14 protein-coding genes are annotated in these 20,824 nt (G+C 60.0%); 5 read left to right on the forward strand and 9 right to left on the reverse strand.

Translation table 11 applies throughout. The features are described from left to right. Positions 1 to 25 precede the first annotated feature (25 nt). Entirely contained in the window at positions 26 to 1,174 is a 1,149-nt protein-coding gene (gene wecB, locus AC1DGE_RS03130; RefSeq protein ID WP_476916862.1) for a non-hydrolyzing UDP-N-acetylglucosamine 2-epimerase, read from the forward strand. 51 nt (positions 1,175 to 1,225) lie between these two features. Here the strand turns inward: wecB and AC1DGE_RS03135 are convergent, their stop codons facing one another. Further along, positions 1,226 to 2,257 (reverse strand): hypothetical protein, encoded by a 1,032-nt coding sequence (locus AC1DGE_RS03135; protein ID WP_476916863.1) that lies wholly within the window; start codon positions 2,255 to 2,257, stop codon positions 1,226 to 1,228. Between the two features lie 365 nt (positions 2,258 to 2,622). Here AC1DGE_RS03135 and AC1DGE_RS03140 point away from each other — a divergent pair, with 365 nt between their 5' ends. The 3 genes from AC1DGE_RS03140 (at position 2,623) to AC1DGE_RS03150 (ending at position 5,975) form a co-directional block, all read left to right on the forward strand. Beyond that, positions 2,623 to 3,495, forward strand: a complete 873-nt coding sequence (locus AC1DGE_RS03140) for a glycosyltransferase (RefSeq protein ID WP_476916864.1) — start codon at positions 2,623 to 2,625, stop codon at positions 3,493 to 3,495. A 933-nt stretch (positions 3,496 to 4,428) separates the two neighbouring features. Further along, positions 4,429 to 4,845: a hypothetical protein gene (locus tag AC1DGE_RS03145; protein WP_476916865.1), complete on the forward strand. Its 417-nt coding sequence runs from the start codon at positions 4,429 to 4,431 to the stop codon at positions 4,843 to 4,845. A 368-nt stretch (positions 4,846 to 5,213) separates the two neighbouring features. After that, complete coding sequence (locus tag AC1DGE_RS03150; protein WP_476916866.1) at positions 5,214 to 5,975, forward strand: hypothetical protein; 762 nt, start codon at positions 5,214 to 5,216, stop codon at positions 5,973 to 5,975. 519 nt (positions 5,976 to 6,494) lie between these two features. Here the strand turns inward: AC1DGE_RS03150 and AC1DGE_RS03155 are convergent. The 7 genes from AC1DGE_RS03155 to AC1DGE_RS03185 all read right to left on the reverse strand — a co-directional run bounded on the left by AC1DGE_RS03155 (position 6,495) and on the right by AC1DGE_RS03185 (position 18,890). After that, positions 6,495 to 10,892 carry a glycosyltransferase gene (locus AC1DGE_RS03155; protein WP_476916867.1) on the reverse strand — a complete coding sequence of 1,466 codons (4,398 nt, stop codon included), beginning with the start codon at positions 10,890 to 10,892 and terminating at the stop codon, positions 6,495 to 6,497. Between the two features lie 19 nt (positions 10,893 to 10,911). After that, the gene (gene wecC / locus AC1DGE_RS03160) at positions 10,912 to 12,189 is read right to left on the reverse strand and encodes a UDP-N-acetyl-D-mannosamine dehydrogenase (protein ID WP_476916868.1); all 1,278 of its coding nucleotides are present in this window, start codon (positions 12,187 to 12,189) and stop codon (positions 10,912 to 10,914) included. A 16-nt stretch (positions 12,190 to 12,205) separates the two neighbouring features. Next, positions 12,206 to 13,771 (reverse strand): glycosyltransferase family protein, encoded by a 1,566-nt coding sequence (locus AC1DGE_RS03165; RefSeq protein WP_476916869.1) that lies wholly within the window; start codon positions 13,769 to 13,771, stop codon positions 12,206 to 12,208. Positions 13,772 to 14,118: 347 nt separating this feature from the next. After that, on the reverse strand, positions 14,119 to 15,009 hold the full coding sequence (locus AC1DGE_RS03170) for an ABC transporter ATP-binding protein (protein ID WP_476916870.1): 891 nt from the start codon (positions 15,007 to 15,009) through the stop codon (positions 14,119 to 14,121). After that, entirely contained in the window at positions 14,993 to 15,889 is an 897-nt protein-coding gene (locus AC1DGE_RS03175; RefSeq protein WP_476916871.1) for an ABC transporter permease, read from the reverse strand. The genes AC1DGE_RS03170 and AC1DGE_RS03175 overlap by 17 nt, the downstream gene beginning before the upstream one ends. Then, on the reverse strand, positions 15,886 to 17,628 hold the full coding sequence (locus AC1DGE_RS03180; protein WP_476916872.1) for a glycosyltransferase family 4 protein: 1,743 nt from the start codon (positions 17,626 to 17,628) through the stop codon (positions 15,886 to 15,888). Before AC1DGE_RS03180 ends, AC1DGE_RS03175 begins: the two co-directional genes overlap by 4 nt. After that, positions 17,625 to 18,890: a glycosyltransferase family 4 protein gene (locus tag AC1DGE_RS03185; RefSeq protein WP_476916873.1), complete on the reverse strand. Its 1,266-nt coding sequence runs from the start codon at positions 18,888 to 18,890 to the stop codon at positions 17,625 to 17,627. The genes AC1DGE_RS03180 and AC1DGE_RS03185 overlap by 4 nt, the downstream gene beginning before the upstream one ends. An 89-nt stretch (positions 18,891 to 18,979) precedes the next feature. Between AC1DGE_RS03185 and AC1DGE_RS03190 the strand changes: the two genes are divergently transcribed. Next, positions 18,980 to 19,222, forward strand: coding sequence for a hypothetical protein (locus tag AC1DGE_RS03190; RefSeq protein ID WP_476916874.1), 243 nt, complete (start codon positions 18,980 to 18,982; stop codon positions 19,220 to 19,222). Between the two features lie 463 nt (positions 19,223 to 19,685). On the opposite strand, the gene AC1DGE_RS03195 is transcribed toward AC1DGE_RS03190, so the two are convergent. After that, a complete protein-coding gene (locus tag AC1DGE_RS03195; RefSeq protein WP_476916875.1) occupies positions 19,686 to 20,732 on the reverse strand; it encodes an LCP family protein in 1,047 nt (348 codons plus the stop codon). Positions 20,733 to 20,824: the final 92 nt, after the last annotated feature.

Here is a 20,824-nt window from a genome sequence, read left to right on the forward strand (position 1 = left end):
TGGGGGAACCACTGTGCCCACTATCATGCCAATCTTCGGCACCCGCCCTGAAGCCATCAAAATGGCCCCTATCGTTTTAGCCTTGCAGCAATCAGAGCGCCTCGACTGTGTGGTCACGGTAACCGGTCAGCACCGGGAAATGCTGGATCAAGTCAACGACCTCTTCGGGATCGCCCCCGATCATGATCTAAATATCCTCCAGCAGCGCCAATCGCTCTCTGCCATCATGACCCGGACCGTCGACGGTCTCGACAAGCTTTTCGCCGCCGACAAGCCCGACGCGGTCATTGTGCAGGGGGACACGACCACGTCCACTGCCGGCGCAATTGCTGCCTTTTACCACGGAATTCCCGTCGTGCACGTTGAAGCTGGACTTCGCAGTGGCGACCTCTTCTCTCCGTTCCCGGAGGAAGCCAACCGTAAGATGACAAGTCAGATCGCCAGCCTTCACCTCGCCCCGACGAGCGTGAGCAAGTCCAACCTTATTGCCGAGGGTATCGATGCAGCGGACATAGTTATTACCGGCAACTCCGTCATAGATGCCCTCCTCACGACAGTGGGCAAGAAGGTCCCATTCACGGATCCGCAGCTCGAAGAACTGGCCGACAGCGGCAAAACTATCCTCCTCGTCACTACGCACAGGCGTGAGAACCAAGGCGGCGCAATGCAGGGGGTGGGGCGGGCCCTAGCCCGAATTGCCGAGGCCGAACCGAACCTTGTGATTGTCCTGCCCGCCCACAAGAATCCGGTGGTACGCGAGGCGGTGCTCCCAGCACTCGAAGGCAAAGCGAATGTCATAGTGACCGAACCCCTTGCCTACGGTGAATTCACTCGCTTGCTTTCTCTCGCCCACATTGTTCTGACGGATTCCGGCGGAGTGCAGGAAGAAGCTCCCAGCCTGGGCAAACCTGTCCTCGTTATGCGGGACAACACCGAACGCCCCGAGGCCGTCGATGCGGGTACCGTAACTCTCATCGGCACCGATGAAGGACGAATTGTTCGCGAGGTCGACAGACTGCTCCACGACCAAGAGCACTACGACTCCATGGCCAATGCTGTAAATCCATACGGGGACGGCATGGCCGCAGAACGAACGGTCGCTGCGATCGAAGCCATGCTCGGACTCGGACACCGCATTCCCGAGTTTGAACCGCGGGAGCTCGCAGCAACGTAATGGAGCACCAGGGCTTAGCGGGTTGCCTCCTGGTTCTGGCCCTGAGCTTCCCTAACTTCGTTTTCCCCGAAGCACGCCCGATACTCGCCTCAGTATCGAACCCACGCGAGCTCGTGGCAAGGTCCGTGGGCGGGACGACGCCTCACCGGCCGAAGTTTGGGGTCGAAGACCGGTCTTTGCTTGCGTGATCCGATCGTCGACGTGCTGGAGGTTCGGCGAGGTATGAAAACCTAAGGCTTTCAATTTCGTCCAATCACCGAAGCTATTCACTGCGGTGACGATAAGGGCCTGAAGGAACTCTTTGTCGGGGGCGACGTGCCCTTGACCCCAATCGCCTATATACAGCATTAGGCGGGAATGGTTCGAAACGTCGCGAACGAACCTCTTCAAATGCCGCCCTATATGCGAGCTATCGCTAGCATTCTGCACATATGCGACCGTATTGGGAAATTCTTTTTTGTACTCGCGGGTCAGGTCGGTAACAATTCTGTAATTCGACAGCGTGCGCGGGTCCGAGCCTGGCTTCGCACCAAGCCCGAACTCCAGGTAGTCTTTTACAGATTTCTCGCCATAGAATCGGATATTCGTTTGAGGATTGATGGCAATAGCGAGCGATCCCGGAAAGTGGCGGGAAAAATACATGGCCGCGAACCCGCCACCGGAAGCGCCGAAAAAGATGGCGTGTTTGCTACCGTGGACGGCGAGAAGCTTGCGGACGACGTCCGTCAGAACCGCCTGAACGTCCATCTTGTGGTTGCCGGCAAACCAGGACAAATTCAACCTGTCGTCAACGTAAAGTGTGGGGTCCTGAATCCAGACACGGTTCGCCGGCGCGCCCTTCGTTACCGTTTGCCCGCTGAAGAAAGGCAGCGTGTCTACCGCTTCAGTGACAGCTGGGTGGAACACGAATATGGTTGAAGCTGCCCCCGGGGCAGGCCGGTTCAAGATGTCAACCGGAAGGCCATTCACTTCAAAGGTAAGACATCCGCCGGGAAGCTCTTCCGCACCCACGAAGTCGGCCAGACTCTCGAATGAAGTTACGGAGTACTTCGACTCATCAAGGCGCCGTAGCCTTCCGCTCACCAGCTCTTCCTTCCACCGCGAAATCTGACCCAACGAGCCTACATCAACGCAGACGGGGTGGTCGCGCCAGCATTAGTGAAAGGCGCAGCTGTATCCAGATAAGCGTCAGCCAGCTGGTGGCTGCAGGGTAAGGAAGGCAGCAACGCCGCGACGGTGCCCGCACGCTGCGCCTGGGATCGTATAGAGTTCGTTGCGGTTACAAGAGCTAGCAGGAAAGAGAATCCGAGATGCACGACATTGGCACTTCCGCTTCTCGACCCGCGACGGAGGGGCCCGCGGACGCGCATGTCGCAGCAGAGTGCACAGGAGACCCGGAACCGGGCTTGTTCCCAAGACCGACCATCCCCGTTATTTTCTATACAAGGATGGGCATAGGGGTTTTCGATCCGCGCTGGTGGGATTACCGACTCCGGTTGTTTGCCGCCACGACACTCCCCTCGGTGGGACGGTTTTGCAGGCCAGGCACAGAGTGGATCATCTTCATAGACAAAGACATGGACTCCGAGACCCTGAAGATTCTTAGGGCACTCGTCACCTCGGTCGGCCTGGAACACCTTGTGACATTCGCGCCGGTTCAGTTCCACTTCGACGCATTCGCCGAGCTGGAAGCTTTTGCGTCTGCTCGGGCCGCGGAGGGACAGAAAGTTGGCCTCATCAGAATCGATGACGATGACGCCCTGGCATCTGACTTCCTTGACCGTTGTCTTTCGTTAGTGGCCCGAGTGGACTACAATGCGTCACTGGTTACGTTGCCGGGGGGCTGGGAAGTTTCTTTGGCGGACAGAAAAATGCGTCCGATTAGTCATGAGTTCATGTCCATGAATACTTTTTTCTATGGCCCGGCTTCTTTGGTTCAGTCTTATGCGCAGGTAGGGCACCACAGATTGGCTGAGTGGGCACAGAAAAATGCGTTGAATGTCATTGTAGATAATGAGCCAAGCCGCTCGTATATGTACATGCGGCACAAGCAGTCTGACACAAGTTTCGGTGCACGACGGACAGCGATTCTCGAGGATGAAGGCTGCAGGTTCATGACGCAGGCTTCCTACTCAACTTTCGGGATTGACCAGGAAAACCTCGGTCAATGGAGAGAGCACGCCAAGAATGCGCCGTCTACAGGCTCCAACAAGACCTGGGAAATTTCAGCGTCGATTGTGGATGAAGCAGCCAAGCTAAGGAAGGAACTCCTCAGCATGAAACTTCAACTTCGTCAGCTGACGACAGACGTATTCCAGTAGGACAGGCCGGCCATGGGCCAGGTCTGAGGGAGAAGGAAGCCGCGGGGTTCAGGGATGCCAGGAAACGGATCCGGGTACTGGAGCGCGAGAATGAGAGGCTTCGCCGGGCAGCGGCGTTCTTCGCCCGGGAGCTGTTCCCAGAATGCAGTTTCCGCTGGTCCTTGGTCTTGCCACGGACGGGATTTCCGTCGCAGCGGCCTCGCGGGTGCTGTGGTGCTATAAAGAGTCGTTCTACGCATGGAAGGCCGTCGCCGACCGAGCGTGACCGGTCCGATGCGCCACCTTATCAAAGCGGCGTTTTTCAGGTAGGCGGTCTCGGCCCGCAGCTCTTGAACTTCGCGCTCGAACTCGGCTTGGACGTGTTGATCACCTCGCGGCCCAACTCGTCCTTGAATTCGCGGGTAGATCGCCTGCGTGATGCGGTCATGCCGATCTCTGCTTTCGGTAGACCCCCATTTCAAGAGGCCCCACTGCCCGAGTTCTCTGCGGCAGCCCATACCTCCACGTAGGAGTCCAGTGCTTGTGTAAGTTCCGTGCGACGGCCGCCCGATGATCGACGTCGTCAAGGAGGTCAGCACATGAGCTCCGCTACCCTGCCACCAGTGTTTTTGAACTGCCCGCGAATCTGCAGCCGAGCTCGCCCTGCGCTCCCCTTCGGGTCATGCCCAAGGCCTCAACTGTCTGGGGAGCTGCCCGCCGAACTGCGGCTCATGTCCACGCTTTGCTTTAGGAACTGGATAGTGGGGGCCGAGCCCAAGGGGCGCGCCAAGCCGAACCCGCGGGCCAAAGACGATAGGCATTGAAGTGGGGCAAAAACTGGATCCCGCCGTGGCATACGCCCCTCTTAGCCTGCGAGCGGGAGATCTTGACGACGCTCCTGGCACGGACTATACAACTTAGTAATTGGCTTTCGTCCTGCACGAGGAGGACGCCATGACTGAAAAGCCGGGTGTTGCGACGCTTCATACGCCAGATGTCGGCGCGACTGAGTTGCGGGAAATGAAGGTGGACGAACTCCACCACGAGACCTATGACAAAAACATTAGCGTTGCATCCGGCATGCGCAAAGAGGAGCTGGTGAAGGAAGTCGCCAACGTCCGATCCAAAGGTGTCGTGGGCGCCGGCGGCGGCGATTCGCATGCCGACGCTGAGAATTTGAGTGCGCGCCCCGAAGCGGGCAAAATCCCGCACGGCGACAGTGCAGCCAACTCCCTGAAGAACTCGCAGGAGGTCACGTCAACGGAGGACGAGCCTGAGAACGAAGGCCTTAGCTTGGCGACGACACATAATGAAGTCATCACGCAGAGGGCAGAAGAACGCGGCGGAGTGCTGGCGGCTGTAGAGGGATGAGGTCATGACCACGCCCGGAGCCGAACGCACCCCGGCTCAGAAGCGCAAGTACGCGAAGACGCGCAAGCTTGTCACACCACTCTCGTCCACGCCCATGCGAGGGCATGAAGAGATCACCGGTCGCGCTGTGCGAAATCCTCCCGATGGGCAACAAGCCACGACGTGGGATCATGCCCGAGGCGCACTGCAAGAGTCGCGCGTACAAGCGCTCTACTGCAATGAAGCTTCTTGGGCGAAGACCGGAACTACTGCTGCTCGCACCTCATTTACAGCGAGACGCACAATGACCAGCCCGAGTGGGAGGCCTCCGAATGGTGGGCCAAACGCAATGTCGAGCTGTGGAAGCAGTGTGTGAAGGAGGCTCGAAGGTGATCTTCAATCGAGGCAGCATCGCGGGCATGGTGGCAGCTGCCCTCATGCTTGCGCCCACGGTCAGCGCGTCAGCGCATGGCCATACAAACTACGGGCCCATGGCCGCACCCAACGGCGTGGGTCAGCCCGCGTGGTACACCGCCTCGGAGTGGAACGGCATGAAGCCCGGGCAATACGAGGCGACCGACTGGTGGATCACCGGCGCACCCGCTGATGCGTCGCCTGACCTCAAGCGCCGCAGTGAGATCAAGGTCGGCGCGTCGCAGGCGGCTGCGACGCTGTCCGCGCCCGGGAAGACAACGCGGTGGAAGGGCTGGCTCAAGCCGGTCCTCGGCCCTGCGAAGAACGACGGGAGGTCATGGCACTCCCTGGTCCAGCTGCACGGTCCCGACAAGGATGGTGGTTGGCGCTACGCCCAGGTCGCGCTCCGGGTGGAGAACGGATACTGGCGCCTGTGGGGCGACGACGGCTCCAGTCTCAAGGCATGGAGCATTCCGCTCTTGCCGTTCGTGGACGGTTCCGCAACGTACGCGACGGTGACGTATCGTGCTGACGCGGTGAAGTCCCTTGCGTGCGTCAGCCTCGACCCTGAGGGCGCTGAGATTGGAAAGCGGACGTGGTGTCACGCCGCCGAAGCGTGGGACTCCCAGTGGGTCGTCTGGCACAGCGGACTCTACCGCGGCTCGGGTAGCAGCACACTCCAGCCGACCTACGAGCAGCGCGTCTACATCAAGGAACCGATGGTCACCATCTACTGACCTCAGTCGTACTCGACGACGGCTTCAACATCGGTGATGGTGCGTCGCCCGCGTCTCCAGGCCCATCCAGCTCGATGACGACGTCTCGCATCACCCCCGAGGGGACCATAAACTGTGGCGACGACCACTGAACTCGGCTGCCGTCACAATTGCTCATTTTCCGACCGGCAGTGACACACAGCCGCCCGCCCCGGTCACCAAAGGGACCCCGTCCGACGGCAGCGCCGGAACTTTGCCCTCCATGTCAACCGCCGCCACGGGCAGGGCAAGATCGGCTACTGCTGTGGATCCTCCTCCACTGTGCACAAAGCTGTCTCCGGTGCCTCTGACCTGGCTCTCCCTGCTGGAGCGGGCCGCGGGCATGGTTGATATGTAAGTCTGATCGCAACCCACTTGGATGGATCGATCGCAACGACCTCAATTCCCAGGCGCCAGGCCACGCGTCGGGGAAATGCCAAATCCCCGACGCCCTGGTCGTCACGCCCCCTCCATCAGCGTTCGCGAACCCGAATTCGCCGTCTACCCTTCGTCCCCGCCTAAAATAGTGGCCACCAGTTCCGGGATCACTTTGGTGCTTTCGAAGCGCGTATCGACAATATCCTTTGCACGCGCGCCTGCTATTCTCCACGAATCCTCGTTCAAACCAGACAAGAAGACCGCCATCGCGCGTTCGTCGGCGTGCAACCAATCGGTTGGGTAGATTTGGTCAGCACCGGGCCAGGCGAGGCTTGCGGGGACGGCTCCGGAAGCAGCCCCGTCGGCAAGCGTTAAATGGAATGACTCAAAATCGCTTACGGAGAGAACGATTCCGATTTTTCTGTACCACTCGGCCATGTCGTCGCCCTGCGCATCAAAAGTGACCGCCCCCGCCAGCAACGGGTCCGCTCCTATTCGCGCGTACTGCTCTTCGTAGAAGAACATCTCGTCTGGCCTGTTGGCCATCCAAGGAAAGTCCTCGGGACGTTTACCTTTGATGAAGAGGTGATAGCGATCGTCATTCATTCGCAGGAGTCGCAGAACATCGAGCGCCTTGTCGAGACGCTTTCTAGCTGGAACAATGCCGACAAATCCGAGGTTGAATCTGGCACCTTCGGCCTTGTCCAGGTCGAGCGAAGTGACGTCTACCGGGTTGGGAATGACCAGGCTCTGTTTTGCCGGAACCCCGTGGTCCCTTACCGCAACATCCAGAATGTGCTTTCCGACAAAAATGACTTTGTCGACTGCAGAGTATGCAACGTCCCTCACGTAGGGACGCGAGATTTCCTGAAGATGGAGCCGCGTGACCAACCGCTGGTGTGGCGAGACATTCCTTGAATACCAGACGGCGTTGCCCAGTGTCCATTCGCAGAACACCACGTCCGCTTCGGCCAGCAAGGTCTGGCTTTGCTCCTCATCATGCCGGGTGTGGTCCTGCCATTTGTCGATGGTGACGTTATGTCCACGCGAAGCCAGTTCCCCGATTATTCCCGTCGCGAATTTCAAGTCATGTCCCGCAATCAGTACGTTCTTCGGTTCGTTGCTTCTAGAGTTCGTGGGCCTTGTCGGTGAGGCCTCTACTTCCCGCCTAAGGCGTAGTGGGTTCGCTGGCAGCATTCCGGAGATGTTTCGGAGCAGGGGTTCATGGCCGTTGCCTTCGCCCAGTTGCGCCAGACCGAGACCAGGGGTATCAAGTTCCTCGCTTGAGATGGAGATCGAACTCCAGGCTCCAAAGGTCGTGGGCGTAAGCAAATCTTCAAAGATCGTGCGGTCCGAGTGTCCTGTCCCCGGTTCGCCCATGAACGAAATTCCGGCGGCTTCCGCGAGCCGTCGTGCCGCATCGCGATCGCTTACGACTGTAACTGGGAGTCGCGATTCGGTGCTGGCCAAGGCGCAATAGACGTGAGCGGGCTGAACTGTCTGCATGCCCAAAACTGAGGCGACCTCCGCTGTCAGTTCCGGCACGTAGACAGCGTAGGAGGGCAGTTCGGGTGCCGCGACGGTAAGGCCTGCGGTCCGAAGTAAGTAAGCAAGTCGGTGGGCGGCTGTGTGGCCGCGATGTACATATCGGTAGGCCAACCACGCATCGCGGTTACGGGATCGTTCGTTACTCATCCATTCCTGGATAAGTAGCCCCGCCTCGTCGGCACCCCGGACGACGGGCACTAGCCCGTTCATGATCTGCTCGACGCCGAGCCCCTTTCCGCTGACTACAGCTGAACCGGAAGCGGCAAGTTCCATGACGCGACGCGAAAACATCGTGGGTGATGCATCCACTGAGTTCACGTTTATATGCACCGGGTGAGCCTTGTATGCCTCAACCATTTCCGGGTAGGCAAGCCCGCCACGGACGAAACGACTCAAGTTTGCTGGGAAACGATACGGGCTTTCGGGGTTCAGATGTTGGCGGTCGTAAACAGCTAGTCCGTGGTTCTTAGCGACGCCGAGTATGGTTGCCAGCTCTTCTGAGCGGTTCTTGTACCGGTCACCGTAATAGGAGCCCGCGTAGGCGACCGTGTGATCGTAGGGGCGGTTGGCCGGGATGATGTTGTGTAGGCGGGGTTGGGCGTAAAAGGTCAGTGAGGCGACGGTCTTCTGGCGGGGGCCAGCGTTCTCCTTGTATCGGCGAATGCAATCCGAATCCGAGGTGAATACGTGGTCGAAATGGCGCGATGTTTCGCGGAAGCGGTTGAAGTGCACCGGATCTTCCTTGTTCCAAAAGATCGTCGGCACGTCCCGCGTGTTGCAGTCTTCCAGAATCTCTTTCAGTGTCGAGAAGCGCGCTTCATCGTAGTACCCGACTTTCTGCTTCCAGAGTCCGTTGAGGCCTTCCCAGGCAGACTCCACGAACAGCGCATCAAGCGGCTGAGCAGCGATTTGCTCCCGCCAGCAGTCAGGACGGAGTTCCACCAGGTTTACCTCTCCGCGCAAACCCTCCAGGGTGAACTCGTCCGAAATAATTCCGATGGTCAGTTCGTTGAGATTTCGCGCGGACGTCGCCGCAGTGGCGGCCTTGGCACGGTCGTGGGCGCGAACAGCTGTACTGCCGGCAGCCCTCCACGTTCGTTGGTCTATAGCCCAAAGCCTTGCCCGTCGCCCCATGGAAGTCCGCGCCTCGGGATCCCCGGTCAATTTGATTATAGCGGCGGCTAGGGATTCGGGACTTCCGGCCTCGCACAGCAGTGCCCGCTCCTGGTTCGGGCCGGCAAGGTCGCGCATCGGCGCGAGGTCACTCAAGATCAGTGCCTTGGCGCTGGCCATTGCCTCCAAAGGCTTTAACGGCGACACCAGCTCAGTTACAGGCAATCGGCGTCGGGGGCAGGGCATGATATCGAACAAGCTAAGGTAGCCAGGGACATCTGCTGCTGCGACGCGGCCGGCGAAGATTACTTTGTCGCGAATTCCAAATTCTGTCGCCTGCCGCTTCAGTGCCGCTAGTTCCGCTCCGTCTCCAACTACAACCACAGTGATGTCCACGCCCGCGTCGAGGACGAATTTTGCCGCCTCCAGGAGGTCCTCCAGTCCCTCATAGGGCACGATGCTTCCCGCATATCCCACCACAGTGGTATCGCTGGCCAATCCTAGTTTCTTGCGTAGAGATTCCAGAGGCGGCATTGGAGTAAATGCGTCAGTGTCAACCGCGTTAGGCAAGAGGCTGATCGCGTGCCCACTTACGCCCCGAGACACCAGTTCATCCCGCACCTGGCTCGTAATCGCCAGTACGGAATCAGCTTCCTTGGCAACCAGCGTGTCGAGACTCATTGCGAGGCGGAACCGGTCAGTATTACGCCATGCGGGCTTGCTAGAGGCTTGCGTTATCTCCCACAGTCCCCTGACTTCATATACGAACGGTATACCAAGTCGTCGGGCGGCCAGGAGCGCCGGAAGCGCCGTCACGTAGTTCGAGGCAGCATGTATGACTGAGGCGCGGTGGCGCTGGGCTTCTCTTACATAGACGTCTGTGGCTTCCGCCAGATAGTAGTCGAGGCGGTCACCGGTCCAGCTGGGACCTGGATTGAAGACGTGCTGCACGCCGCTTATTTCCCGGACAAATCTTTCAGCCGCGGCGACGGGCACATCGACTTTGGAGTCCCACGGGTAGCCCGGTCGGGCAACAACTACAACGTCTTCGCCGTTGCTTCTTAGCCCACCGACAACCCCTGCGGTCCTAGTCGAGTAACCATTACTGTTGAAGTGGCCCGTGCTATGAGCGCAGTACATTATGCGGCCGTGTTCCGCCAAGTACCCAGCATTCGGCTGTCGCTGGGCAATGAAGGGAGGGGCCGTCAACAGCTCATATTGGCCCAAGATATTTTGCAGCAGTACGAGCTCACTCCCGCCGACGTCCTCCAGCAACGCTGCATGCTGTCGGATGAAGTCCGCCGGCTGAAGGATGGCTCCCCTGTCGAAGTAATCGTGCGAAATCAGCTTCAGCGCGGCGGCTTTCGACGGATGTGTTGCAAAGTCGTTTAGAAGTTGGTGGCGAGTGGGACGTGCCGGAACCGTCGCCTTTGCAGATGGCGTCTTCCCGGGGATTGACCGCGTCGCTTCGGCGGCAGTACGGCCGCCTAATGCAGACGGCGAGATTGAACCGTTTCCTGCACTCCTGCGTGGCGCGACCGCTGCGCGGGAAAGCCATCGTGCGGGAACGCCGATCGCACGTGCTAACCGGAAACTTTTCGAGGACCGCAGAGCCTTCAGGACAGACTTGAGCTCATTGTTGCTTCGATTGGCAGCGTCCAGTTGCGCCATCGCCTTGTCTCTGGCCCTCCGCATGGCGCGAAGATCCTTGTCCAGGCTTTCGGCCCGACGGCGGTATTTCCCTTCAGCAACGACAAGACGCTCGTAGTCACGTATCAGGGAGTCGATATCCTGCATGTACCGTTTGCGCTTGGCAAGCTGAACGGTGCTTAGCCGTGCAACTTCATCTGAATACGTCATAGTCTCGCTTCGCGTTTCTTTAGACACCCGCAGCGATACTGCGGGAATCCTCCTGCCAGATGCCTCGGGTGTCCACTACCGCTTTGCCGTCTAGCATGACCGGGTCGATCTCCTTGAAGACATCGTGATCGACCAAGAGGACCACCGCATCCGCAACGTGCAGCGAAGACTCAAGTTCCTCGAGCGAGACGTTCCGAAGACCGGACAGCTGCCGCGGAAGGCTGTCGACATGGGGCTCCACGACTAGGATGCTGGCACCCTCAAGCTTGACGCTTAGCTGCTGAACGATGTTCACAGCCGGGGATTCACGCAAGTCGTCGATGTTGGCCTTGAAGGCCAGCCCCAATACGGCTACCTTCGGGGATACCTTGTTACCGATGGCTTCTTGGACTTTCTGAATGACCCAGGCCGGCTTTGAATCATTGGTTTCGCGGGCCTGCCGGATAAGCCGGGCTTCCTCGGGTGCCGCCGCTACTATGAACCAAGGATCCACAGCAATGCAGTGTCCGCCTACGCCAGGCCCGGGCTGCAGTATGTTGACACGCGGATGATGGTTGGCCAGCTTGATGAGTTCCCAGACATTAATGCCAAGCTTGTCGCTGATCACAGAGAGCTCGTTCGCAAAAGCGATATTGACGTCGCGGTAGGAGTTTTCCACGAGTTTCGCCATCTCAGCGGTGGCAGCGTCCGTCACCAAAATGTCCCCTTGGCAGAAAACGGCATACAGCGCCTTCGCCAAATTCGCGGCCTCAGTAGTCAGCCCCCCAACGATGCGGTCGTTGGTCACGAGCTCAATCATAATTCGGCCCGGCAGGACGCGTTCTGGGCAGTGAGCCACATGAATAGCAGGTCTGCCTTCGGCCCCGTCCAAGCTCAAGTCCGGTCGTAGGCTGATGAGGTAGTCACCAAGCAGCTTCGTCGTCCCGGGAGGTGAGGTGGATTCAAGGATGACGAGTTCACCTCCGACCAGCTGCGGGGCGATTCCCTCTGCTGCGGCCTTGATGTAGCTGACATCGGCAGTGTGGTCCGCGTTGAACGGGGTCGGAACAGCCACGATGTACGCCTGTGCCTTGGGCGTTTCAGTCGACGCGAGGAGCTTCTGCTGGCTCACGGCCCCGGCCACGTAGGAAGCCAAGTCCGGCTCCACAAACGGGACCTCGCCTCGGTTGACAGATTCTACGGTGTCAGGGTTCACGTCCACGCCGACGACGTGCACGCCGTTGCCTGCCAAAATCGCTGCAGTCGGAAGTCCGATATAGCCCAGACCGACGACCGCTACGCTTTCAATGGTATTCATAAGGTGATTCCCCCATTCAGACAGAGACTTCGTCCCTGTAGTTTCCAAAAAATTTCAATGACCCTGTAGCCAACAGTTCTGCTTCGCTGGCCGTCCAGGTATGACCCGAACCAGACCGCAACTGACAATAGTTAAACCTGTCGGAGGAATAGACACTCGCTTCATCCCTGGCGATGTCCCGAAGGAACAGACTGTCCTCCCCCTTGCCGATCGCAGCAAACGGAAAACGGCGGAAGATGTCTGCAGTACCCATGATGGTCGGACCCATGACCGTCCGAGTATACCGATGCTCCCACTCCGGAAAGCGCAGCAGCGTTGCATTGAGCACGGAGAGGTACATGTAGTGGGCCTGTTTTCCGACAACGTCGGCACCAGAGTAATCAAGCGCATACAACTGGTCACTCAGGTAGTTACTAGCGTAGTAGTCGTCGTCGTCCATTTTGGTCAGAACCTCACCTGATGCCGCTTCAACGCACATGTTGAGGCACGTTCCTAGGGGAACTGAACTAGGAGCCGCGAGCAAAATCACGTTAGAAACACCGTGCTTTCGCTGAAGGCTGTCGATCGCGGCGGCGTCCGGCTCGAATCCGTGTGTCAGCAGCACCAGCTCGACTTCAACATGGCACTGACGACCGAGAGTTTCAAACACGTGTTCAATTTGCCAAGGTCGGAACGTCGAGACCAACGCCGAGACGAATGGCCGGCCCGCGGCTGCCTGTAGGGCGGGGACGACGGCTGCCAGCACCTGTTTACTTCGTATGCTGTATGTGTGGTCCCGCCAGATGCGTCGTTGCCCGCGGTGGAGCTGGCGATCCCCCATTTCAGGATTCCGGTGCAGCGCCCTAAGCAACTGCTCCGCTTCCGCCTCAGTCTGAACACTGAAGATTTCGTCGGGTCCAAAGTATGTGTCGATGGCCGGGCTCGGGGTTGTGACGAGGTTGGAACCGGACGCCACAACCTCGAAGACCCGCCTGGAGCACATCGTGGGTGAATCCACTACAGAGTTCACGTTAAGAAATGTCTTGTAGGCTTTGTAGGCCGTCAGCATCTCGGCATATCCGAGGCCGCCCACCACGCGGCCCTCAAATTCTTCCGGGAACTGATATTTCGCCTCGCCGCCTATCTGGCGTGAAAATATCTCCAGCCCGGTGCTCATGGAGGAAGACGCTTTGACGGCAGCGGTGAGCAGAAGGTCCAACTGCTCGCGACGCTCGGGGTATTTTTCGGTAAAATACATTCCTCCGAAAGCAACGTCACGCTCGTGCCAGCCGAATTTCGGTCGCACAGGGTTGTGCAATGCTGGCTGGGCCGCGAATGGCAGCACCGCTACTCTCTCGTGGCCCAGTTCGCGTCTGTAGTCCTCGAGCTTGCCCGAATCGCTCGTGAAGACGTGGTCGAAGAGCTTGGCTGCCGACAGAAAATCCTGAAAGTGGGGCGGGTCTTCCTTATTCCAGAAAACAGTTGGTATCTGCCGTTCATTACACCAGGTTGTCAGTTCCTGAAGAACGGATAATTCAGCCGGGTGCTTGGCCGCTATTTTGCCGGTCCAGGCCCCGCTGTTGCCAGTCCAGGCCGATTCCACAAACAAGAAGTCTATGCGCCTGTCCTCCAGCTGAGCCCGCCAAGTCGCTGGCACTACCGGAACACAATCCCATTCCATACTGAAGGCGGTCAGTGAGAAGTCGTCCAATATTACGGCCACCCGAACAGCCGGTTGGACGGACTTTCGCGTCGGACTAATTGTGGATGGCTTGAACCTGAGCCGGCGCTTTTTGCCCCGCCCCGTCCAGGCGCCTTCCGCGTCCCGCACAGATTCGAGTCTCCGGTGCCCTGCTTCGACCGCTTTGCGTGCCAGCCATTGCCGTACCTGCTCCGGCCCTCCAGACCTGAGGTGCCAAACGAACTCCCGTGCTGACCTAATCGCGGCCCTCACGCCTTCGACCGCCGAGCGGAGTTCCGGTCGCTGACGTCAGCAACCTCCAGATCATGGATCATACGACGCCGGAGCTTCATAGCACCGATACGATCCCCAGCAGCTAGCTTCTGTGTAAACATGCGGTACCACTTGACGACTTTCTCCGGGTCGCCGTCTGCTACCAACTCCCCTTGATCGATCCAGATGGCCCGATTGCACAGATCCAGAACGGTCGACATGCTGTGACTCACCAAGAATACTGTTCCCGCTTGATCAAGTAGCTCCAGCATGCGCTCGCGGGTTTTGTCCTTGAACTGGGCATCGCCGGTATTCAAAGCTTCATCGATGATAAGGATTTCAGGGTCGATGCTCGCTGCGATCGCGRAGCGCAGTCTTGAACTCATACCTGATGAATACGACTTCATCGGCATACGGATGGCGTCTTCCAAGCCAGAGAGATCCACGATGTCATCGAACTTTTCATCAATCCGCCGATGGCTCATTCCCATGGCAAGGCAACCCAGCACAATATTCTGCTCACCGGAAAGTCCCGGCAACAATGCTGCATTGACACCCAACATCACCGGTGTGGAAGTAGCGTAAACCGCGCCTGACGTAGGCGGTATTTGACCGCCCACGAGCTTGAGGAGAGTGCTTTTGCCGGAGCCGTTCCGGCCAATTACAGCTACGGACTCCCCGTGTTCCACGACCAAAGACAGGCCCTTGAGGGCAGTGACCTCCACAGGCTTGGCCCTCTTGACCGCACGCCTGAGACCGGCCCAACCGGCGGGAGACGACGAAGCTCCGCCATTTGTCCGTGAGGTGGTCTGGTACACCATGCTCACCTTGTCGATGACGACGGCGGGCGTGCCTTGAACAAAATGAAGATCAGAGTTCTCTGCCATACGTTTCTTCTCCCTTCCAGAAGAATACGATTCCAGCCGCCGCGGCAGAAACTGACCACAGCGCCAGGATGGCCCACGCCCGCAAGGAACCGACGTTTCCGTACAGGAGACATTCCCGCGCCAAGTGGAGAACGTTATAGAGCGGGTTAAACTCCATAATCGCCTTGATAATGGGAACACGGTCAAATCGATCAATGGAAAAGAACATACAAGACGCGTACATCCACAACCGCATTGCATAAGTAATCAACTGGCTGATGTCATTGACGATCGACACCAATCTTGCGAGGATAAGCCCGAGTCCGAGGTTGAAAAGGAGCTGGAGGCCCACTATCGGGATCAATAGCAACCAGCGCCAAGAGATTTCCTCAGCTGGGGGGAGGACGATAATAAGAATGAGCATAACGATTATAACCGGAATGTTCGACAGTAGCTCTCGAACATTGGCGGCCAGGACCAAGCTTGCACGGGGAAACTGAAATGCGTGGATGATGTTCTTATTCGAGGCGATAACGCGCGATGAGCTTGAAATTGCGCGTGTGCTCATTTGAAAAAGGAACACACCGATGATGAGAAATGCAACGAAGTTTTCGGTGCCACCGCCTGAGTTCAGGAGCAACCCCATTATCAGGTAGAACATCAACCCGTTGAGCAGAGGGCCAAGAACCAGCCACGCAAGCCCGAGCTTATCTTGCTCGTTCCCGGTTTGAACGCGTGATCTTGCATCGTAAAATATGAAGTGCCTGTAATCCCAAAGTGAGACAAGGTAATCCAGCAGCGACGGTCGCGCCCCTACTCGGCGCAGCCCGCGCAAATTCACGGATGTTGTTACCGCTGTGGGCTGCGGCGCTGCCGGGCCAGACCGCGTTTCGGCACTCAACGACTTTCCTTAGTAAGTCTTTCATAGGCGTCAGCCATCGCTTTCGCGTTGGCCTTCCACGTGCGACTCTTCAAGACGCTCTGTCTCCCTGCTTGTCCATAACGCGTCCTTAGCTCCTCGGAACGAAGAAGCCGCCCCAGCTTATTGCTGAACTCGAAGCAGTCACCCGCTCGGAACAAAAGTCCGCTCTCGCCTTCTCTTACAATCTCCTCGAGCGCCGGCAGCCTGCTCGCTACGACAGGACGCGCGCACGCCAATGCTTCCACCGGCTTGAGCGGGGTCACGGACCGGGTCACTTCCAGATCCCTGCGTGGCACCACAAAGACATCCAAAGCCTGGTGATAGCGCACCGCTTGCTCGCGCGGTACCCGCCCGGTGAAAATGATGCGGTCGCCATAGCCTGACTGGCGGGCTTGGACCTCGAGTGCGGGGCGGGACACGCCGTCTCCCACAATGAGCAGCTTCAAGTCCGGCAGGCGCGGGGCGAGCAGTACAAATGCCTCGATCAAGCAATCGAGGCCTTCATAGGCTACCAAACTGCTGACCGTACCGATGTACTGCCCGCTCTCGTTGAGCCCTAGCTCACGGCGGGCGCTGCTGGCATCGAGCGGCTCCTTAAGGAAGTCACCACCGACAGCGTTTGGCGCAATCAGCACCTTTGCTTCCGGGATTCCGGCGGCCACAATGTTGGCCTTCATGGCACCACCCAAGGTCACCACGAGGTCGGCATCCCGCATGACCTCGGCCTCCCGTTCCTGGAACAGCCGGTAGCGTTCGCTTTCCTTGGCCGCCGGGCCACGCGTCGAAGCCCAGGTGTCGGCAAGTTGCCCGCGCACCTCATACACCCAGGGAATGCCCACGGCCCGGGCCACGGCGCGGACCACTAAGGCGTTGACGTAGTGCGTGGTGGTGTGCAGCACGCTGGGCTTGAATTCCAGCACGATGTCCAGCAGCTCTTCGGCTTGCTGCTGCAGCCGCGAATCCATGGTTGCTGCCAGCTTTGCCGGAAGGAGTCGTCGATAACGGACACCGTCCACCACATCGGACGGCTTCGCGGAGATCTTGCCGATCTGGACCGGGTACCCCAACCTGGTCACGGCCAGCACGTCCCAGCCCGCAGCCTGCTGAGCGGCAAGGATGGAGTGTGACCGCTGCGCGTACCCGCTGGCTGTGTGGGGCAGGGAGTTGGTTAGCAGGTGCAGCACGCGGCCCGGGACGGGACTGTAGTCCACGCCGTCGAGTACCGGAGCCGCGCCGCTGAGGACGCTCAGCTCGGCTGCCAGCCGGGACCGCTGACCACGGCGTGCCCGACCGTCACCCGCCAGGACCTCGACGGCGTCGCTGACTGCGCCGTCGTACCAGAAGCGGCGGGCACGGGAACCGTCCAGACCCGGCGCGCCTTCCGCGCGGCCGAGGAAAGCATCGGCCACGGCAGGCAGCTGGGCGGCGAGGGCGACGTCGGCGAGCCGGCGGGCGCGCTCCCCCGTCGCTGCGGTTGCGGCGGCGAGGGAGAGCCGCCGCTCAACCTCTGCGTCGTCGCCTTTTACCAGCATGGCGAGGAGGACGGGAATAGCGGTGGAATCACGATGCGCGTGGCGGACGACCGCCGCCGCAGGCGGGCCCACCAGACGCGGCGGCAAGCGTCGGCTCAGCTGCAACAGCAGTAGAAGCGGATCGTCGGTCAGGTGGCTGCCGGCCACGGCTGCGGCCAGCCGGATATTGCGGAGGAACCGGGTCATCGGGACGAGACCGTCTCCCGGTTGAGCAGTTTCTCGATCAGCCCCATGTAGCGGTCCGCCAGCAGGGAATAGTCGGCATGTTCCTTGACCCACTGCCGGCTGGTGTCGTCCCGCACCAGTCGGGAGCGGTCTGCCGCCAACTTGCGCCACAGTTCGGCCACCGCCTCCGGGCTGCTGGGCACGATGTCGCCCGCCTCTGCATCTGCGATGATTCGGGCGGCTTCGCCAATCACGATTGCCGTGACGTGGCGCCCAAGGGACAAGACCTCATAGGTCTTCGACGGCACGGTCGTTTCAAACGACTTCCAGTCGTCCCTGAGCGAGACGATGCACGTGTCGGCCGAGGCATAGCGCGCCATCACGGCCGGCCCGTGCAGGGACGGGTGGAAGGTCACAGGCGCGTTCAGCTCACGTGCCAACTTCTGGAGCGCCGGCTTTCGTGTCCCGTCACCCACCAGGTGCAGGTGCATGGAGTCCCCCACCAGCGCACTGGCACGGATCACCACCTCCAGCCGCTGGCTCGCACCGTGGTTGCCGAGGTACAGGGCTTCAAGAGTTTCGCGCTCCGGCTCCGGTGGGGACAGCACCGGGATGGTGTCCACATGCAACCCATTGCTGACCGTTGCGACGTTCTTGATACCGCGCCCGCGCAGCGTATCGGCAAATCCGTCGGTGACAGTTACCACAAGGTCGGCACGGTGCTGGATGAAATCAACGGCCACCTCAACCACACTCTTGACGCGACCCTTCACCATGCGCGAATCGCGGGCTAGGTCCGGCCATGCGTCGCGCATTTCGACGATCAGAGGAGCCCTGCGGAGGCGGGCCAGGAGATACCCCGCGGCAAGAATCGGCAGGCTCGGTGCGGTGGCGATGACGACGTCGGGCCGCGGCGTTAACAGTCCGAGCGGCACCGTCATAACGGCAGAGAAACAATGATCGATAAAGCGTGCCAGCTGCGAGTTGCCATGCGGCAGGAAGGGGACGCGCCGGATCTGCTCAGAGAACTGGCCCTTCTGTCGCCGGAACGCACGGCCTGCCAACTTGGCAGGAAGGTCCCGCCGTCCAGCCGGGGCGTGGGCAACCGGCGTGATCACATCGACATCCCAGCCGGAGGCGCAGAATTCCTTCAGCAGGGCCGTCCAGCGGCGCTGGGGAGGGCTGCTCTCGGGCCAATAGGAATGCACCAACAGGCTGACGCGAACCGGTCGGTCCGCTCTCTCAGGAGTTTCGGACGGGTTCGGGCGGACTTCCTGAGCCACCTTAGCGTGCGCCCTTCGAGGTCGCCCGGCCCCTCGCGCCCAAGGCGCGGAAGTAAGCAAAGCCGGCCGCCAGCAGGACCAGGACGGTTATGAGCTGCACCCCGAAAGGGCTGCCGGTCGCCGCGGTCACTGCGGCCTGGATCACCGGGGAGGACTGGATCACCGGGTCCGCCTTTTCAGGCTCCGGTGCCGGCGTCTCGGAAGGTGCAGCCGACGCCGGCGCGGCTGAAGCGCTGGCCGACGGAGTCGCCGTCGGCGTTGGAGTGCTTTCCCCGACTGTTGGTGCCGGGTCCGCTGGCGGAACAACCGGAGCCTCCGGAACGGGCACTTGAACCGCCGGCGCGGGTGGCGGGATGATCGGTGCTGCCGGTGCCGGGCCGGCTGGCGGACGTACCGGCGCCGCCGGGGCGGGCGCCTGCGACGACGGCGCCGGAACGGGAGCCGGCGCCGGCGCGGGATCCGGCGCGGGGGCGGGATCCGGTGCCGGAGCGGGCTCGGAAGGCGCCGGATCCACGATCACGATGGGATCAGGGGCGGGCGTGCCATCACCTTCCGCGTGGGCGGGGGCGGAACCCAGGCTGAGGAGAAGCGCCGCGGCGGCGCCGAAAGCCGCAGTCTTCAGAGTGGTCCGGTAACCACCGCAGCGTGAAGTGTTCAAGTGTTCCCCCAAAGCAAAATCCTGTTCGGTACGTCGTAAGTTCAGCGCCGTACTTTACGTCGGGGCCGCGGTTCATAAAATCGGCACCGAGAGCATCCTACCGGTTTCCCGGCAATTCCCTGAACAATGGCGCGTTGTTAGGAACCCGATCCGATGGACTTGACGAAACTGCCAAGAGTGTCCCCGCGCAGGGCGGCGGCGACCTTGGCGATGGCGGCATCGTCCCGCAACACGATGGATTGGCCGTCCGCAGAGGTCCCGATTCCCGAGGTCGGCAGGGTGAAACTGGCCACGTCTGCAGTCCGGACATCGCGCAGCCCCACCGCTAGGGAGGCTACGGCAGCCGCGTCGAGAGACTTGTCCACGCTGACGTACGGCGAGACGGTATCCACCAGGCTGCTGATCCGGACCGGATTGGTTAGCGTCTCCGCTGTGAGGAACTTTGACATGAGTGCCTTCAGGAATAGCTGCTGGTTCTTGACGCGCTGGTAGTCGCCGTCGCTGAAGGCTTTGCGCTCACGAACGAAGGCCAGCGCCTGTTCGCCGCTGAGCTGCTGCTTTCCGGCGGCAAACGAGAACTGCTTGGTGTTGAAAGCCGTTGGCACGTTGACGTTGACGCCGCCCAGGGCATCAGTCATTGCCTTGAATCCTTCAAAGTCGACCACGGCGACGTGGTCGAGCCGGGTGTCGAACATGCCTTCCAGAGTCTGGACGACCAGGGGAATGCCGCCCAGTGCCATGGCGGCGTTCATCTTTGCTTCCCCGTGTCCGGGAATCTCCACCCAGGTGTCGCGCATGATGGACATCATGTAGATGTTCTTGCGGTCTGCGGGGATATGCACCCACATCATGGTGTCCGAGCGCTGGTCCGAGGGACCGCCGGCTTCCGCGTCGCCGAGAGTTGCGGCGCGGCTGTCGCTGCCGAGCAGCAGCAGGTTTACGGCATCGGTCTTAGTCTCGGCCGGGCGCGCAGATTCCGCCGGAAAGGCCTGCTCGATCTTTTGCGACTTGGAGTTGAAGCTGTTCGCCAGATTGTAGGCGTAAACCCCGGCACCAACGGCTACGACGAGAAAGAACGCCACGACGCCCAACAGCACGTTGCGCGCAGTCTTCTTCTTTTTGGTTTTCGTCCGGGACCCCTGGGCGTCCTCGTAGGGAACCTGGTCTTCAGTTTCAACGGGCATGAATGCGTCCCCAACTCTTGTAACAGCGAACAGAAATAGCTCGGCCCATTGTGCCACGGACTCATGAATGTTCCGGTCTTGATGGGCGCTCG

This window comes from Arthrobacter sp. 05N425 (assembly GCF_056397125.1).

What these genes read in the sequence shown, in the direction of transcription:
- wecB (WP_476916862.1), top strand. Translation starts at nt 26, where the DNA reads ATGCCAATCTTCGGCACCCGCCCTGAAGCCATCAAAATGGCCCCTATC.
- AC1DGE_RS03140 (WP_476916864.1), top strand. Translation starts at nt 2,623, where the DNA reads ATGGGCATAGGGGTTTTCGATCCGCGCTGGTGGGATTACCGACTCCGG.
- AC1DGE_RS03145 (WP_476916865.1), top strand. Translation starts at nt 4,429, where the DNA reads ATGACTGAAAAGCCGGGTGTTGCGACGCTTCATACGCCAGATGTCGGC.
- AC1DGE_RS03155 (WP_476916867.1), bottom strand. Translation starts at nt 10,892, where the DNA reads ATGACGTATTCAGATGAAGTTGCACGGCTAAGCACCGTTCAGCTTGCC.
- wecC (WP_476916868.1), bottom strand. Translation starts at nt 12,189, where the DNA reads ATGAATACCATTGAAAGCGTAGCGGTCGTCGGTCTGGGCTATATCGGA.
- AC1DGE_RS03180 (WP_476916872.1), bottom strand. Translation starts at nt 17,628, where the DNA reads ATGACCCGGTTCCTCCGCAATATCCGGCTGGCCGCAGCCGTGGCCGGC.
- AC1DGE_RS03190 (WP_476916874.1), top strand. Translation starts at nt 18,980, where the DNA reads ATGAGCTGCACCCCGAAAGGGCTGCCGGTCGCCGCGGTCACTGCGGCC.
- AC1DGE_RS03195 (WP_476916875.1), bottom strand. Translation starts at nt 20,732, where the DNA reads ATGCCCGTTGAAACTGAAGACCAGGTTCCCTACGAGGACGCCCAGGGG.